The sequence below is a fragment of the Adlercreutzia muris genome, from assembly GCF_008831045.1.
GTDB lineage: Bacteria > Actinomycetota > Coriobacteriia > Coriobacteriales > Eggerthellaceae > Adlercreutzia > Adlercreutzia muris.
Window position 1 is genome coordinate 17,321 of sequence record NZ_WAJS01000021.1, and the last position, 16,348, is coordinate 33,668.

15 protein-coding genes are annotated in these 16,348 nt (G+C 64.9%); 9 read left to right on the top strand and 6 right to left on the bottom strand.

Going from position 1 to position 16,348, the window contains the following annotated elements; all coding sequences use genetic code 11:
- The first annotated feature begins 140 nt into the window (after positions 1-140).
- Positions 141-1,673 (top strand): helix-turn-helix transcriptional regulator, encoded by a 1,533-nt coding sequence (locus F8D48_RS07555; RefSeq protein ID WP_151430905.1) that lies wholly within the window; start codon positions 141-143, stop codon positions 1,671-1,673.
- Between the two features lie 29 nt (positions 1,674-1,702).
- On the opposite strand, the gene F8D48_RS07560 is transcribed toward F8D48_RS07555, so the two are convergent.
- From F8D48_RS07560 to F8D48_RS07570, 3 genes are all read right to left on the bottom strand, one after another.
- On the bottom strand, positions 1,703-2,173 hold the full coding sequence (locus tag F8D48_RS07560; RefSeq protein ID WP_151430907.1) for an acyl-CoA thioesterase: 471 nt from the start codon (positions 2,171-2,173) through the stop codon (positions 1,703-1,705).
- Positions 2,174-2,337: 164 nt separating this feature from the next.
- Positions 2,338-3,018, bottom strand: a complete 681-nt coding sequence (locus tag F8D48_RS07565) for a helix-turn-helix domain-containing protein (protein ID WP_151430909.1) — start codon at positions 3,016-3,018, stop codon at positions 2,338-2,340.
- Positions 3,019-3,024: 6 nt separating this feature from the next.
- The gene (locus F8D48_RS07570) at positions 3,025-4,281 is read right to left on the bottom strand and encodes an arginine deiminase (RefSeq protein ID WP_151430911.1); all 1,257 of its coding nucleotides are present in this window, start codon (positions 4,279-4,281) and stop codon (positions 3,025-3,027) included.
- Positions 4,282-4,532: 251 nt separating this feature from the next.
- Here F8D48_RS07570 and F8D48_RS07575 point away from each other — a divergent pair, with 251 nt between their 5' ends.
- The 3 genes from F8D48_RS07575 (at position 4,533) to argF (ending at position 8,399) form a co-directional block, all read left to right on the top strand.
- The gene (locus F8D48_RS07575) at positions 4,533-5,963 is read left to right on the top strand and encodes a YfcC family protein (RefSeq protein WP_151430913.1); all 1,431 of its coding nucleotides are present in this window, start codon (positions 4,533-4,535) and stop codon (positions 5,961-5,963) included.
- A 63-nt stretch (positions 5,964-6,026) separates the two neighbouring features.
- The gene (locus F8D48_RS07580) at positions 6,027-7,274 is read left to right on the top strand and encodes an arginine deiminase (RefSeq protein WP_151430915.1); all 1,248 of its coding nucleotides are present in this window, start codon (positions 6,027-6,029) and stop codon (positions 7,272-7,274) included.
- Positions 7,275-7,391: 117 nt separating this feature from the next.
- Positions 7,392-8,399: an ornithine carbamoyltransferase gene (gene argF, locus F8D48_RS07585; RefSeq protein WP_135970877.1), complete on the top strand. Its 1,008-nt coding sequence runs from the start codon at positions 7,392-7,394 to the stop codon at positions 8,397-8,399.
- A gap of 146 nt (positions 8,400-8,545) precedes the next feature.
- Here the strand turns inward: argF and rhaM are convergent, their stop codons facing one another.
- A complete protein-coding gene (gene rhaM / locus F8D48_RS07590; RefSeq protein ID WP_151430918.1) occupies positions 8,546-8,857 on the bottom strand; it encodes an L-rhamnose mutarotase in 312 nt (103 codons plus the stop codon).
- Positions 8,858-9,023: 166 nt separating this feature from the next.
- Positions 9,024-10,388 carry a PFL family protein gene (locus F8D48_RS07595; protein WP_151430919.1) on the bottom strand — a complete coding sequence of 455 codons (1,365 nt, stop codon included), beginning with the start codon at positions 10,386-10,388 and terminating at the stop codon, positions 9,024-9,026.
- A gap of 162 nt (positions 10,389-10,550) precedes the next feature.
- Between F8D48_RS07595 and F8D48_RS07600 the strand changes: the two genes are divergently transcribed.
- The 3 genes from F8D48_RS07600 (at position 10,551) to F8D48_RS07610 (ending at position 12,543) form a co-directional block, all read left to right on the top strand.
- The gene (locus tag F8D48_RS07600; protein ID WP_151430921.1) at positions 10,551-10,844 is read left to right on the top strand and encodes a helix-turn-helix transcriptional regulator; all 294 of its coding nucleotides are present in this window, start codon (positions 10,551-10,553) and stop codon (positions 10,842-10,844) included.
- Between the two features lie 190 nt (positions 10,845-11,034).
- On the top strand, positions 11,035-11,247 hold the full coding sequence (locus F8D48_RS07605) for a helix-turn-helix domain-containing protein (RefSeq protein ID WP_151430923.1): 213 nt from the start codon (positions 11,035-11,037) through the stop codon (positions 11,245-11,247).
- 3 nt (positions 11,248-11,250) lie between these two features.
- Positions 11,251-12,543, top strand: coding sequence for a HipA domain-containing protein (locus F8D48_RS07610; protein ID WP_151430925.1), 1,293 nt, complete (start codon positions 11,251-11,253; stop codon positions 12,541-12,543).
- Positions 12,544-12,801: 258 nt separating this feature from the next.
- Here F8D48_RS07610 and F8D48_RS07615 read toward each other — a convergent pair whose 3' ends face one another.
- Positions 12,802-14,409 (bottom strand): FAD-dependent oxidoreductase, encoded by a 1,608-nt coding sequence (locus F8D48_RS07615; protein ID WP_151430927.1) that lies wholly within the window; start codon positions 14,407-14,409, stop codon positions 12,802-12,804.
- Positions 14,410-14,610: 201 nt separating this feature from the next.
- On the opposite strand from F8D48_RS07615, the gene F8D48_RS07620 reads away from it, so the two are divergent.
- Positions 14,611-15,498 carry a LysR family transcriptional regulator gene (locus F8D48_RS07620; RefSeq protein ID WP_151430929.1) on the top strand — a complete coding sequence of 296 codons (888 nt, stop codon included), beginning with the start codon at positions 14,611-14,613 and terminating at the stop codon, positions 15,496-15,498.
- Between the two features lie 174 nt (positions 15,499-15,672).
- Positions 15,673-16,332, top strand: coding sequence for a carbonic anhydrase (locus tag F8D48_RS07625; RefSeq protein ID WP_151430931.1), 660 nt, complete (start codon positions 15,673-15,675; stop codon positions 16,330-16,332).
- Positions 16,333-16,348: the final 16 nt, after the last annotated feature.

Here is a 16,348-nt window from a genome sequence, read left to right on the forward strand (position 1 = left end):
TTAGGTATCTCCATCGCACTTTTTGAGTATTGGCTGTTGTCAGGTCAATCACGGCAGCGCCGCGGTCGAAGGGGCGCACCGGGGCTCTGCTAGAATCGAGCTCAGATCATGGCGTGCATCAGAAAAGGAGGGAGGCCGATATGGGCGCGTTGAATGAGCAGGGGGCGAGCGGCGCCGCGCAGCCGGGTGGGCTTTGCGGCTTGCGGCCGCGGGATGGGGCCTTGGCGGCCTTTGTCGCCACGCTGTTTCCCGTCACGCCCGTTCTGGCCTCGTTCGACCAGACGGCTCAGTTCCCTGTTCTGGCCGACCCCTTTCTCATAGCCGCACTCTGCGCCGTCCTCGGTTCGGCTCTGGCGCTAGTGATCCGATCTCTCGTGCGGGGTACGGTGGCGCGCCCGCGATCGCGGGCGACGGTGACGGTGGCGGCTGTGGCGTACCTGCTGGCCCTTCTTGCGCTGCCCATGCTCTTCCGCGCGCCCGAGCCTCATCGGTGGGCCGCCATGGCTGCCGGCATTGCAGCCGGGGCGGCAACGCCGTGGCTTGTGGCCCAATGGGCCGCCGTCGCGGCAGCGCCCATGCGCGCCTCGCTCGCCCGCTGCGCCGTGGTGGCGGTCGGAGCCTCTCTGGCCGCATGGGTGCTCACCCTTCTTCCCGAGGGAGCGCTCGTGCCCGCCTTCGACGGCCTCGTGCTTGTCGGTGCCGTGCCGCTCGCGTTTCTTTCGGCGCGCGACGAGGGCCCGCGTGAAGATGCCGGTCCGGGTACGAACCAGCTGGGGCGCTTGCTGTCGGTTACCTGGCTGCCCCTGCTCGGTCTGGGCGCCTATGCCTTTGCCACCAATGTCGTCGCCCACGGGGCCCACACGGTGGTGCAGACGGCCTTCTTGGGGGGAGGCGTGGCGGCCCTTGTGGCCCTCGGGGTTTCCGTGCGCTGGGGTCGTGCTCCGCTTTTGCCGTGGTCGTACCGCGTGCTCGTACCCGTCATGGCGGCGCTCTTCGTCGTTTTGGGCGCATGCCCGGCCGGCACCTTCCCCCCAGGCCTCTCCCTGGCGGCGCTGTACGGGTTCTACCTGGTGCTCGCCCTCATCGGCTGCGCCCTGTTCCTCGCGGCAGTTCACAGCCGCGAGCTTGCGGCCGATACGGTCGTCGGGGTGCCCGTAGCCGTGGCCGCCGCCGCGGCCCTCGCCGGCCAGCTGCTCTCCGCCGTACCGGGGCTCGATCTGGCCCCGTGGCTCACGGTGCTGGCGGCCCTGTTCGTGGCGGTTCTGCTCGTGTTTCTGGGGCGCACGGCATGGAATGAGCTCGTGACGCCTCGGGAGACGGCCGCCGAGGGCGAGAGGGAAGCCGCCGCTCCGCTCAACGGCGCGACCGCAGCACCGACGACTACTTCCGCACCAGATTCTTCGCCAATCGCAGCCGAGTCGGAGGCAATCGCGGCAGAGCCCACGCGCCGCGATGCCCTGGAGGCTCGGTGTGCGGCGGTGGCGGCCGAGGCTGGCCTGTCCCCGCGCGAGGCCGAGGTGCTTGTCTACCTGGCCCGTGGCTTCACGCCGGCCTATATCGCGAAGACCCTCGTGCTGTCCATCAGCACCGTGCGCACCCACGTGCGCAACATCTACCGCAAACTCGGCGTGGGCAAGCGCGAAGAGCTCATCCACCTCATCGACGGCGAATAGGCCCCTTCGCCCATCGTGTTTCCCGGCCCCTAGGCTTCCTCGATGATCTCGCCGTAGAGGCGGTGCAGATCGGGGAAGGTGCGCTTGAGGCTCACGGGTCTGAACGTGTCGCGCTCCACGACGCAGAGGGTCACGAGCCCGTCCACGAGCGGGGTGGCGCCCTCGCGCAGGAGCGGCTCGCCGGCCTCGTCGGTGCCCGCGGCGTCGTCGGCGCGGAAGACCTGCTGGCGGTACACGGTGCGCATGGGCAGGCTCTGGGCCACCGAGGTGCGCACGAAGGCGGCCTCGCCGTAGCGCAGGGGGCTGCGATACTGCACCTGCAGCCCGTAGATGGGGCTCATGTAGCCGGCCTGCTCGATGTACTCGTCGTAGGGGTAGCCCACGGCGTCCAGGAAATCGATGCGGGCGTCCTCGAAGTACAGCAGGTAGTTCGCGTGGTACACCACGCCCATCATGTCGGTTTCCCCGTAGCGCACCGTAATAGGCGTATGCACGTGCATGGTCTCGCTCGCTTTCTCGCCTCGAAAATCGCCAGATGTTCTCTCCGATTATAGCGAACGGGGGTCGGTCGGGCCGCTAGAGCCGTGGCGATCGGGCCAATAGGCTGCGCCACGGCGGCCGAGCCGGGCTGCCGGGTCGGCGAGGGGCCTGCGCGCCGGGGCGTTCAGGGGACCTCTGTATCGTGGCTGGCCTGGAAGAAGACCGCGACGCCGATGATGCGCACGCGGCGCTTGTCCAGGATGAGATCGGGGGAGGGTGCGTCGTAGGACCACGACGAGAGCACCACGGTGTTGTTGCCAGCGGTGTAGCGCCGCACGACGATGGTGGCGTTGTCTATGAGCGCCACCACGGTGCAGCCGTTGTAGGCGCGCGCCCGCTGATCGACTAAAAGGAAGCTGCCGACCGGGTACAGGCGCGTCATCTCTCGGTAGTCCATGCGTACGAACACGCTGGCCGGATGCCGACGGGCCACGTCGGGCGGGGCGTAGGCGTGGCCGGCGTGGCGCAGGGTGGTGCCGTTGCCCGAGCGGTCGATCTTATATACGGGCAGCAGCAGGGCACGCAGGTCGGTAACGGCATCGAGCGCAGAATCGGCCGCCGCGCCCCTCGACCCGCTTGCCGTCGGTGCGGGGGCGGCTCCCAGGCCCCGATCCTCGCTGAGGATGTCGTCGGCCTCCACCCTGAATCGCGCAACCATGCCCTCGATATGGCCGCGGCGCGGGAAGGTCCGGTTGCTCTCCCAGCGGCCCACGGTTTCCTTGGTGACGCCCAGCTGAGCCCCGAAGGCCGCTTGGGAAAGCCCCTCGCGCCGGCGCAGCCGCCGTATGTTCTCTCCGATGCCCACGGCACCCTACAGGCTTTCCCGCTCTAAGGGAAGGCACAGGCTGTTGGGGCCGCCGAACCCGGCGGTCATCTCCTGGATGGAGACGGGATGCAGCGTCATGCCGGCATTCGAGAGGGCCTCGTTGGCCGTGAGGTTCTCGGCGCACACGCAGAGGTTCCCCGGTGCCAGGGACAGGATGCCTGCCGCTCCGTTGCCGTATTCGAACTCCATGCGGCCCGTGCCGCCCTTTCCGAAATCCAGGAGACGGACAGGGCCGCCTCCCACGGCATCGCTCAGAATGCGGGAGAGCGGCTCGGTGCGCTCTTCGATGCGCACGGTTTCCCGCTTGCGGCCGCGCCGCCCGTGGTACACGCGGGCACCATGGGCCAGGGCGGGGTCGACGACGAAGGTGTCGTGATCGATGGGGGAGAGGTAGGCGTCCAGATGCAGGCGGTTGCCGCTCTGGGGCACTTCGAACACGTAGATATCGGTGATGGCGGAACGGGGATCGCCCCACAGGAGGTTCTGGCAGAGCCGGTCCAGGGCGAGGCTCTCCGTGCGGCTCGACAGCCCGAGGGCCAGGGTGGTCTCGCCCAGGTTGATCACATCGCCGCCCTCGAGGTGGAAGGAGCTGCCGTGGTCGAACCAGCGCGGCGTGTCGGCGAAGGCGGGGTGACATTCGATGATGGTCTGCAAGATGTCCACCTCGCGGTTGCGATCATGCCAGTACATGCGGTTCAAGCTCACGCCCGCGCCGATGGCGCTGAGGGGGTCGCGCATGAAGAAGGCGGTGTTGAGCGGCCCGGAGAGGAAGGTGTCGAGATCGAAGGCGCTGTGGGTGAGGGCGGCCAGGGGGTAGCGGGTCGTCTCGGCCAGGGCCGTGTCACCGTAGCGGATGCCCTCGAAGAGCCGGGCGATGAACTGGTCGTTATCGGGCGCTTCTTCCAGGTACTGGGTGGCGGCCTCGGCAAGCTCAGTGCCCTCGATGCGGCAGTTGGCCAGAAATCGGTCGATGAGCTCGCGCCGGACGCACGGGCTTTCGGCCAGGGTCTCGCCGAGCAGGTCGCGCAGCTCGATGACGGTGGCGCCGGATTCCCTGAGCGCAGTGGTCAGGGCGTCGTGCTCGGCTTGGGCCTGCTCCAAGTTAAAGCCGCTGCTGGTGGGCCGCAGGGGGAAGGCCAGGGCGAACTCGCCGTGGGGGAACCGCTGCGTCTCGGGGCCCGGGCGGTGCACGAGCACCCGCTTGATCTGGCCTATCTCGTTATTTACCTGGACGATGTTCATGACAGCTCCGCTTCGCTCACGGTTATCTCCATCTCAGCATAGGCAATCGCGCCCCCTTGGGAAAGGGAGGTAGCGAAAAAGTGACCTTTAATGTCATCCTTTGCCGCCGTGGGGACGGGAAAGGTCGCCGGACGCCCCGTTGCCGGAACGCTCAAAGCCCGCTTGCGGCGCAGAGGCCGGCCCCGGGGCCTGCCGTGGCGATGATGGCGCTGCGGACAAACCGATACGTCGAGCAAGAGAGGAGAGGTGCAATGAGGGAGAAGACAAAGCCCAAGTTCGCGGTGCCGCATACCTATACGATCATCTTTCTGCTGATGATCGTCGTCGCGGTTATGACGTGGATCGTCCCATCGGGCTCGTTCGCCACGACGGAGATAGACGGTCGCGAGGTGACGGTGGCGGGTACCTACGAGCAGATGGACAAGACCTTCGTCGATGGGGAAACGGGCAAGGAGGTGGACCTGCGCCAAGGTCCCGATGCCGTGCTCGAGGCGCCCATCGCGGGCATTATGGCTGCGGCCGAAGTGGTGGCCTTCGTGTTCATCGTCGGCGGAGCGTTCCAGATCATCACGGCCACCGGGGCCATCGATGCCGGCATGCGCCGGGTGGTGAGGCGCTTCAAGAGCAAGGACATCCTGGTCATTCCCATTGCCATGCTGCTATTCGCCCTGGGCGGCTCCACCTTCGGCATGGCCGAGGAGACCCTGCCGTTCTTCGCCATATTCCTGCCCATCATGATAGCCATGGGGTTCGACTCGCTCACGGCGTTCATGATCGTGTTCATCGGCGCGAAGGCGGGCTACATCGCCTCTACGGTGAACCCCTTCAGCGTGCTCATCGCCCAGGGAGTGATCGGCATCACGGGCAACCCCCAGCTGTGGCTGCGCGCCATCATGTTCGTGGTGATCGTGGGCCTGTCCATCGGGTGGGTGGTGCTCTATGCGAGGAAAGTGCGCCGCAACCCCGAGCTGTCCCTGACCTACCATGACGACAAGCGCAAGCGCCTGGAAATGGGTGCTGTGGACGACGACACGCCGTTCACGGCCGCGCAGAAATGGATCCTCGTGGTGTTTCTGGCTGGCATGGGGCTCATCGTGTGGGGCCTGGTGACCCAGGGCTGGTACATGAGCGAGCTCTCGGCGGTCTTTTTGGCCATGGGCCTTATCGCCGGCATCGTGGCGCGATTCTCCCAGCAGAAGATCGCCCAGGAGTTCGTGGCGGGCTTGAAGGACTTCGCCTTCTCGGCCATCGTCATCGGCCTGGCCCGCGGTGTGCTCGTCATCGCCGATAACGGCATGATCATCGACACCATTCTGAACGCCATGGCCCTGGGGCTGGCCGATGTGGCGCCGGCGGTGTACACCACCATCCTGTACGTGGTGGAGAACCTGCTGACTATCCTGGTGCCCAGCTCGTCCAGCTTGGCGGCCCTCACCATGCCCATCTTCGGTCCCCTGACCGAGCTGGTGGGGCTGAACCCCGAGGGCGCGGTGACGGCCCTGTGCCTGGCCGAGCCGATGATGACCATCATCGCCCCCACGAGCGCCATCCTCGTCGCCGGCCTTGCGGTGTGCAAGATCAGCCTCGAGCAGTGGTGGAAGACCTGCTGGAAGTGGTGGCTGCTCATGAGCGTGGTGTGCATGGGCTTCACGGCCGTCTCGGCCATGCTGCCCGTGGCCTAAGCGCCCGAGGCACCCATTCCGTCGTTTCGCCGTATTATGAGAACAGACATGAGAGGAGAAGTCATGGCGAACAAGCCCATTCACGTGACCAGCGAGATCGGCGCCCTGCAACGCGTGGTGCTGCACCGCCCCGGTCGCGAGCTGGCCAACATGAAGGCCGATGAGTTCGAGAAGTGCTGGATCCACGACGCGTTCTACCTGGAGTACGCCCAGGAGGAGCACGATGCCTTTGCGAACATCCTGCGTGAGAGCGGGGCCGAGGTGCTCTATATGGAGGAGCTTCTGGCCGAGGCCATGGACGCGCACCCGGCGGCCCGGACGGCCTTCTTGGACGAGTACATGGCCCAGGCGCCCGTTCCCGACCCGCAGCTTGTTCCTCTCGTGCGCGCGAAGCTGGACGCCATCGAGGATAGTCGGGATCTGGTGGACAAGGCCCTGGCAGGCATGCGCCTGCACGAGCTTGATTTGGCCCATGGGCCGCGCACCCTGGCGCGCCTGGAGGGCGACGGCCTTGCCCCCGATGACTTCGTCGTGTACTCCATGCCGTCGAGCTACTTCTCCCGCGATCCCATCGCCTCCATCGGCACGGGTGTGGCCCTGCACCGCATGTACTACAACCAGCGCAACCGCGAGGTGCCCTTCTACAAGACCTTCCTCACCTACCATCCCGATTTCGCCGGCACGCCGTTTTGGTACGACAATCACAGCGCGGCCCACATCGAGGGCGGCGACGTGCTGAACATCAACGAGACCACCCTGGCCGTGGGCATCTCCGAGCGCACCGAGGCGGCGGCCATCGACACGCTGGCCCGCAACCTGTTCTGGGGCGAGCAGCCCTCGGCCATCGACACGGTGTACGCCATCAAGATTCCCTTCGGCTATGAGACCATGCACCTGGACACCGTGTGCACTCAGATCGACTACGACAAGTTCACGGTGTACCCGGGCATGTACGACGCGCTGCACGCCTATCGCCTGCGCAAGGGCGACAACCCCGGCGAGGTGGCCGTGGACGAGCTGGACGGCTCGCTCAAGGAGATTCTGCAGATGGCCACGGGCGTCGACGACGTGATGCTCATCGAGTGCGGCGGGGGAGACCCGGTGGAGGCGTCCCGCGAGCAGTGGAACGACGGCTCCAACACCCTGGCCATCGCCCCGGGCAAGGTGTGCGTCTACGAGCGCAACGTGGTGACCAACGCGGTGCTCGACCGCGCGGACATCGAGCTGTGCATCGTGCCTTCCGAAGAGCTCTCCCGCGGCCGGGGCGGCCCGCGCTGCATGTCCATGCCCTTCGCCCGCGCCGATATCTAGGCGCCTCTTCAAGGGAGGGATGCGGCCCCGGTCGGCCTTTGTGCCGGCGCCGGCCGGGGCTGCGGTCGCCCTCCTTTCCCTGTTGTTCCCCCCCGTCTTCAAGAAAAGGTGATTTCCATGCCGCTCAATCTTTCTGGAAAGCATTTCCTCACCCTGCTCGACTTCACGCCCGAGCAGATCCACTACCTGCTGGATCTGTCCCGCGACTTCAAGGCCATGAAGCGTGCCGGCATCCCGCACCGCTACCTGGAGGGCAAGAACATCGTGCTGCTGTTTGAGAAGACCTCCACGCGCACCCGCTGCGCCTTCGAGGTGGGCGCTATGGATTTGGGCATGGGCGTGACCTACCTGGATCCCGGCTCCTCCCAGATGGGCAAGAAGGAGTCCATCGAGGACACCGCCCGCGTGCTCGGCCGTATGTACGACGGCATCGAGTACCGCGGCTTCGAACAGGCCGTGGTGGAGGATCTGGCCGCCAACGCCGGCGTGCCGGTGTGGAACGGACTCACGGCCCAGTTCCATCCCACCCAGGCCCTCGCCGACATCCTCACCATGCAGGAGGAGTTCGGCCCCGATCTGCGCGGGCGCAAGCTGGCGTTCTTCGGCCAGGTGGGCAATACCGCCTCCTCGCTGCTGGTCATCTGCGCCAAACTCGGCATCGATTTCGTGCAGGTGGGGCCCCAGGCCGATGTTCCCGGCAACCGCACCTACCGCCCCGAGCTGTGGGAGGCCTGTCAGAAGTTGGCCGCCGCAAGCGGGGCGACGCTCTCGGTGACCGATGACATCGATGAGGGCATCGCCGGCGTGGATGCCGTGTACACCGACGTGTGGGTGGGCATGGGCCAGCCGGCCGAGCTGTGGCGCGACCGCATCGCGCTCTTGGAGCCCTATCGCGTGACCCGGGAAGTGATGGCGAAGGCCAAGCCCGAGGCCATCTTCCTGCACTGCCTGCCCTCGTTCCACGACACGAATACCACCATCGGGGCCGAGATCGCCGAGCAATTCGGCGTGACCGAGATGGAGGTGGAGGACGCCGTGTTCGAGTCGGACGCCTCCCGCGTGTTCCAGGAGGCCGAGAACCGCATGCATACCATCAAGGCGGTCATGTACGCCACCCTGCGTTAGGAGAGCCCCTGCCATGGCCCAGGGCCCGCACCGGTGCGATGGTGCGGGCCCTGGGCCTTTTCAGTGGGGTGTTCTTCCCTATTCTGGTGGCTCTGCAATCGGAGGCCCGGACTGGGAGGCGCGGGCCTCCATCTGGCCCGGGCCGACTAATCCAGGTGGAACAGCACGGGCAGGTCAACCGAGACGGGAGAGTTGCCCTCGTTGGTCTCCATGATGTCGGCCATGAAGTCCCACCATTTGCGGTTGATGGCCGTGTCGGCCCCGGCGGCCCACCGCTCAGGGTCGTCGATCTCGATGTAGCCGAACAGCGTGAGCGTGTCCGGGTCCAGCGCGATGGTGTAGTTGCGGCCCCCGTGGGCGTGGATCATATCCACCATCTCGGGCCACAGCTCGTTGTGGCGGCGCTCGTATTCCTCTTCCATGCCGGGGTAGAGCTTCATCTTGAACGTCTTGATCATGGGTGCTCCTTCTGCGCTCCTTCGCGATTGCCGGATACACCCAGTATAGGAAGCGGCCCGCTCTCCGAAGGGGAGGACGGGCTGCTGATGAGGCGCTGTAGGATTTCTCGGGCTTGCGAGCATCAGAGCCGCAGGCTGGGAAGCCGGGGAGACGAAAGGAGCGCCCCTAGTTCTTCAGCGAGTTCAAAGGTGCGGGCATGCGTCCGCCGCGGTGGGCGAACACGGTACCGGCATAAGGGTTCACGGGCATGACCGGGGCATAGCCCAGAAGACCGCCGAAGTCCAGCCGGTCGCCCACCTGCTTGCCGATGGCGGGAATGAGGCGCACGGCCGTGGTCTTGTTGTTGATCATGCCGATGGCGCACTCATCCGCGATGATGCCGAAGATGGCTTCCTGGGTGGTGTCTCCCGGCACGGCGATCATGTCCAGGCCCACGGAGCACACACACGTCATGGCCTCCAGCTTCTCGATGGAAAGCGCCCCGTCCTCGGCAGCGCGGATCATGCCGGCGTCCTCGGACACGGGAATGAAGGCGCCCGACAGGCCGCCCACGGAAGACGACGCCATGACGCCACCCTTCTTCACGGCGTCGTTGAGCATGGCCAGCGCCGCCGTGGTGCCGGGGCCGCCGCACTGGCCCACGCCGATGGCCTCCAGAATTTCGGCCACGGAATCGCCCTCGGCGGGCGTGGGCGCGAGCGACAGGTCCAGGATGCCCTGCTGCACGCCGAGGCGGCGGCTCGCCTCGCGGGCCATGAGCTCGCCGGCGCGGGTGATCTTGAAGGCCGTGGCCTTGATGGCCTCGGCCACGGTGGTAAGGTCGGCCTCCTTCGGCAGGTCGGCCAGCACCGCCCGCACCACGCCCGGGCCCGATACGCCCACGTTCACCACTTCGTCGGCCTCGCCGGATCCGTGGAAGGCGCCGGCCATGAAGGGGTTGTCCTCCACGGCGTTGCAGAACACTACGAGCTTGCCGGCGCCGATGCACTGCCGATCGGCGGTCAGCTCGGCGGCCCGTTTCACGATGCCGGCCATCAGATAAGCGGCGTCCATGTTGATGCCGGCCCGGGTGCTGCCCACGTTCACGCTGGCGCACACGCGGTCGGTGGCGGCCAGCGCTTCGGGAATGGAGTTCATGAGCTTGTGATCGGCTCGGGTGGCGCCCTTGTGCACGAGCGCTGAGAAGCCGCCGACGAAATCGACGCCCACCTCGGCCCCGGCGCGGTCCATGGCCACGGCGATGGGGGAAAGATCGTCGGCGGTCACGGCGGCGCAGATCTCGGCGATGGGCGTGACCGAGATGCGCTTGTTCACGATGGGAATGCCGAACTCGCGCTCGAGCTGCTCGGCTGTGGGCACCAAATGCTCGGCGGCGGTGGTCATGCGGTCGTAGACCTTGCGGGCCAGCGCGTCCACATCGGCATCCACACAGCCGCGTAGGTTGATGCCCAGCGTGATAGTGCGGATGTCCAGGTTCTGCTTGGACACCATGGCCAGTGTCTCGGCAACTTCAGCAGGGGTGATCTGCATAGTGGCTCCTCGTGTTCCTCGCCCGCGATTGCGGCCTGCGTTCGGGCCGCCGCGCCTGTGTTCCACGGCGCTCCTCGCGCCGTAGCCTTTCCGTATTCGCACAGTGTAGCAAACGGGAAAGCGTCTCGGGCGCCCGAGCACGCAGACGGTGTCCGCCGACTGATGGGAAGAGCGGCCTTTCTCGTCATTGTGGCTGTCGTTGTGAAGTATCTGCGCTCGAAGCCGCAACGTGAGCGCGAGCGCGCGACGAACCGCTCCCTTGGCGAGGTGCTCGCTGAAGAGCGGCAGCGCTGCGGTATGACCCAGGAGTTCGTGGCTCAGTCCCTCGGTGTCAGTCGCCAAGCGGTTTCCAAATGGGAGAAGGGCGCGAGCGACCCCTCTACCCACAATCTGCTCGCTCTAGCAAAGCTCTACGGCGTGGACGCCGCCGACTTGTTGCACTCGGTAGCAGCGTAGCCCCCGCTTTTCAGCGTGCGTTGAAATCCTAGGATCTTGCCATGAAATTTCAACGTACGTTTATACCGAGCAATTATCACGATCGCAATAATTCATGTACATCGTGGTCAAATTATTCCGTTCGCGATAATTTCGAGAGGAAATTCTGGTATTATCCCGTTCGCAATAATTTCCGACGATGGGGTGCGCTATGACTATCCGCAATGCAAAAGAGTTCGGGCAAGCGATACGGGATCGCAGGAAGAAGCTCGGGTACACTCAAACCGAGCTGGCGGAGGTCTGCGATGTGGGCATCATGTTCGTCTCGCAGCTTGAGGGCGGCAAGCCGACGGCACAGTTGGAAAAGGCTATTCGCGTCGCCAACCGCGTGGGCCTCGACCTCAATTTCCAGGAACGGGGGTAGCCCATGCGTATGGCGGTATTCGGGGAAATCGAGGGGGATCGCCGCCGCGTCGGCACACTTGAAACGGTTCCCGGACGCGAGGAGCAGTTCTCCTACGACTCTGCATTTTCCGAACGGTATCTTGCGGCGCCGCTGTCAGTGGCGCTTCCGTTCCAAGAGGAGCCTTATCCTGCACGGAAGGTGCGTCCATTTTTTAGGAACCTTCTGCCCGAAGGTGCTGCTTTGGCGGCGGTGGCGAAGAAGCTGGAAGTGAAAAGCTCGTCGTACCTCAAGGTGCTCGCCGCGCTGGGTAGAGAGTGTATCGGCGCCGTGGTGCTGGAGCGAGAGGACGGCAAAGAATCGGAGGCGGATTACGGCTACGAGCCGCTCTCGCGCGAAACCGTAGGAACTGCCTTTCGCGAAGGAGCTGAGGGAGTGGCTCAGCTGCAAGAGGAGGCAAAGCTGTCTCTTGCCGGCGCCCAGTCGAAGATGGGCCTGTATCTTGAGCGGGAAAACGGCGTAGCCCGCTATGCGCTGCCCCGCGGGAGCGCTCCTTCGACGCATATCGTAAAGGCGTCGAGTCGGCGTTTCGAGCAATTGAGTGAGAACGAGCATTTCTGCCTGCGCGTGGCTGAATCGGTCGGGCTCGACGTCCCTGATTCGTTCATTGACGTTATCGAGGGGCAGCCGCTTTTCGTTATCGAGCGATTCGATCGAAAGGTGCTGTCCGGGGGCGATAAGCGCGCTGACGCCGATTTTCATCGCGTGGTGCGGATGCATCAGGAGGATTTCTGCCAGATACTGGGGCTCTTGCCCGAGCGCAAATACGAAACGGGGAGCGTTCGCTACGCCAAGCGCGTAAGCGACGAGATAGCCGCGCGTTCGACTGACCCCGTGAGGGATCTGCAAGCGTTCGCGAAGTTGCTCGTGTTCAACGCCGTCGTAGGCAACTGCGATGGGCATCTCAAGAACATCACTGCGCTGCGGGGCGCCGATTGGCGTGCGTTTGAGCTCGCGCCTGTCTATGACGTGGCTTCCACGGTAGTCTATCAGGGCCTCGACCGTTCCATGGCGATGCGCGTTGGGCGTACGAACAAGATCGACGAAGTGGAACGTGATGATTTTCTCATGCTTGGCGAGGAGCTGGCGCTTTCCAAGAAGGTCATGGTGCGCCTGATCGACGAGGTGTGCGAGGGTGCATTGCAGTCGATGCCCGGCATCGTTGCCGACATGGAGAATGGCCTGAACCGTCCGCTTTCCAAATTGGCGGACATAGAGCGCTTCGCTCGCGACCAGATCGACCGGCTGGGCGCGTAACATGGCGCGGTTCCAAAAGGCGGTCGGGCGAAAGACGGGCCGGGAGATAGCGCTGGTCACCGCCGATGAGATAAGCGGCGCCAATCCCGCCGCCATTGAGCGAGAGGGGGGTTGTGGCCTATTGCGCCGATCGGGATATTCGCCTGGCGGCCACACGGCAAAGCACGACAGCCGAAGCGGGATGGTTCTTCCCCGAAAGCAATCGGGGCCCGCGCGGGGCCCCGATGGGGAGGACGGTAAGTGGGCTTCCCCAGGCTTTTACGACAGCGCGGCCGCCTCGCCGGCCAGGTAGCCGTGGGTGGCGGCCAGGCCGTTGGAGCCGCCGTGGAGCAGCGATTCGTAGCTGGCGCCGAAGCGATAGCCCACGGTGTTGCCGCCAGCGTACAGGCCGGGGATGGGGTCGTGGTTGGCATCGAGCACCTGCAGCTTGTCGTTGCAGCGTACGCCGGAGAGGGTGCAATAGAACAGGTACTGCATCTTCCACGCCTGGAAGGGGCCGTCGTCGATGGGGTCCAGATAGCGGGCCGCCTTCATATAGTCGGTATCGGCGCCCGCGCTGCACAGCTCGTTGTAGCGCTCGACGGTGGCGGTGAGCGTGTCGGGGTCGAGCCCGATCATCTCGGCCAGCTCGGCGATGGAATCTGCCTCGTAGTGCTCGTTTTCCTCGATCTTGAACATCTCGGCGGCCATCGCGCGGTCGTAGCCGAAAGACGAGGGCATCTCGAAGTCGTTGGTGGGGATGATCTGCCATATGACGCCGTCGTGGCCCGGCTGGTCGGCGACGATGTGGGCTGAAGTGAGGAGCGAGGTGCACTCGTTCATGAAGCGCTCGCCTTTGGAGTTTACCAACAGGTAGGGGAACGAGCGCCAGCCGGTGGTCTGCCAGGAGGCCCAGGAGCAGATCTCTTCCATCTCGGCGCCGGCCCAGCACAGCATGCGATGGCCCAGTCCGTCATCCATCTCGGTATCGGTCACCGGATCCTCCCCCATGTAGGCCTCATAGGCGTTGTTGGCCAGCGCCCACTCGGCGAAGTGCTCGGGATAGAAACGGCGCATCATGGCCTCGTTGCCGCCGAAGGAACCAGTGCACATGATGACACCCTTGGCGGCCTTGAAATAGACGGGCTCGCCGTTCTCGTTAGTGGCCACAACGCCGGTGACGCGACCGGACTCATCCTGCACGAGCACTTCGGCTTTGGTGCGGTAGTAGGTTTCCACGCCTTTGTCTTCCAGGAACTGATGGATGTTGTGGGTGAAATCGGTGAGGATATCCGTTTCCGAGAAGGCTACGCCGGTGCTGATGTAGGACGTAATCTCCTGACTGGGATCGGGGAAGATGCCCTCGAGGCTGATGGGCGCGTAGTACTGCTGATAGGGCTCTAGGAAGTCGGTCCGCAGATTGTCCAGCACCTCGCCGGAGCGCTCGCACCACAAGGCATTCAGGCGCATGTCGGAACGGTACTGAGTGAGGTTGAACATGGCGTTTGCCGTCTCCACGGGATCGTACTTCGGCAGGCCTGCCTCCAGCTGGGTTTGCGCATTGAGGAAGGAAATGGTCATGCCGCCGATGTGGGGCGATGCGTTGCGCTCGATGACCGTGACGGCGGCTCCGTTGCGCATTGCTCCATAGGCGGCCATGGAGCCGGCCAGCGCCGACCCCACGACGAGCACCTCGCACTCGATGGTTTGGGTGCAATCGTCGGGCGAGAGGGCCGGAGCGGTTCCGAGCCAGTCGTCGGTGCCGGTGGCCGGCAATTCGTTGGAAGGCGCGGGGGCGCTCGGGGCGCAGCCGGCTAGCCCGGCCAGGCCGGCCGCGGCGGTTCCGGCGGCACCGAGCTTCAAGAAGTTTCGACGAGAGATACTCATGGTCCTCCTCCGTAGGCTATGAGGCGCTCGGTGCGTGGGGCTCCGAGTCGTCTGCGGTTTACTGGTGGCGCTATTGTGGCGTGGAAACGAGGAATTCGGGAATCAGCGAATTGTTGCCCTCTTTCAACAAGGTGCGTACTTGCGTGGCTGCGGTCCGAGGGACTATGCTTGAATGGTCTGCAATGAAGGGGCGGGGGCTGTATGGATACGAGGGTGTTCGCCTATGTGGCGAAACTTGCCGATACGGGTAGTTATGCGCGTGCGGCTCGAGAGCTATTCATCACCAAGCAGGGGCTCGCAAGCGCTATCGAACGCTTGGAGCGCTCGCTTAACGTGCCCCTGTTCGAAGCGGATCACAAGGGGGTGCGGCTAACAGAGTACGGGGAGGTCTTCTGCGCCTTCAGCCGTGCGTTTCTCGATCGTCAGAAAGCCATGAGCGAGGAGATCGAGTTGTTACGCCGCCGCGAGGAGCGTTCGGTGACGCTCGCTGCTTCGACGGGACTATTCAACGTGATCACGCGGGAGGATATCTGCGCCTTCGATGAAGAGAACGCCTTCGGGGCCTCGGTGGAGATATTGCGGGCGGTGCTCGATGGCGATTGCGAGGCTATGCTTTTAGAGAAGGCGTGTGACTTCGCGCTGTTGAATGACCCTATCCAAAATGAGCGCATTGCCAGTGTTCCTCTGCATCGAGACTCGATGTTCTTCTGGGTCGACGCCGCGCACGCCTTGGCTCAGCGAAAGACGCCGCGCCTGGCCGATGCGGCAGGGTGCGAGGTGGCCTGCCTCTCTCCCGATGAGTATGTGTCTCTTGCGCCCGTTGTGGAGCGTCTTCGCACCGAGGCGCCGGATTGCCGCATCTTTTATGCCGATCAGATGATCGAGGTCCTTGAGCGAGCTCTTGAGCGCAGGGCGCTCGCTATAACCGTGCGTTCCCATGTGGGTTCCTTTCCTCACGAGGGTTTTGTGGGCGTGCCCATTGAAGACGCTTCCTGGGGATTTTCCATTGCCTACCGGTGCGATCGCTCGTTGAGCCTGTGGGACGAGGCGTTTCTGGCGCATCTGTCCAGTCTGGCCGTCTTCTGCTGACGGGCCGCCTTATCGCGTCGGAGCTTCGGCTTTTGGAGGCGCGCGAGGGGCGCGTCGGCGGCAAGCGAGTCGGCTGTCTTCTCGGCCCGCTGGTAGATGCATTCTTTTCTGCAGCGCCCTTTCGGGCCATGATGGAATGCGACAAGAAGACCCAGCAGCAAAAGAGGAACGGCAATGAATGAGAACGAGGAGGCAATGATGGCGGACGAGCGTGAGGCGATGACGGCCATGGCCTATACGGCCGACGACTACGATGTCGATGCCCACGTAGGGGCGCACGAGGCGTTGCGGCGGCTGCGCGACGGCAACCGCATCTACGTGGCGGCCCTCGACCACGAGCGCGATCTGTCGCCTGAGCGCATCCAGGACCTGTTCGAGAACGGGCAGCGTCCCTTCGCCTGCATCATCACCTGCGCCGACTCGCGCGTGGTGCCCGAGCACATCTTCATGACGGGCTTAGGCGAGTTGTTCGTCATCCGCGTGGCCGGCAACGTGGTGGGGCCGGTGGAGCTGGCCAGCGCCGTGTACGCCTGCGAGCATTTGCACACGCGGCTGCTGCTGGTGCTAGGGCACACCCACTGCGGCGCCATCAAGGCGGCCCTCGACGGCGAGCGCGGCTACGTTGCGGCCATCACCGAGCGCATCTCCGAGGCTTTGGGCGACGTGCGCGACCCTTATGCGGCCAGCGTGGTGAACGCCCGGGCGGCTGTGGCCGAGCTGGAGGCGAGCCCCGAGCTTGCCCGCCTGGCCGCCGAGGAGGGCCTGGAAATCCGCTGCGCCGTCTACCACACCCACTGCGGTGTCGTGGACTTCCTGGAAGGCGCGGCCGGCTAGGGCTCAGCCGCCCTCG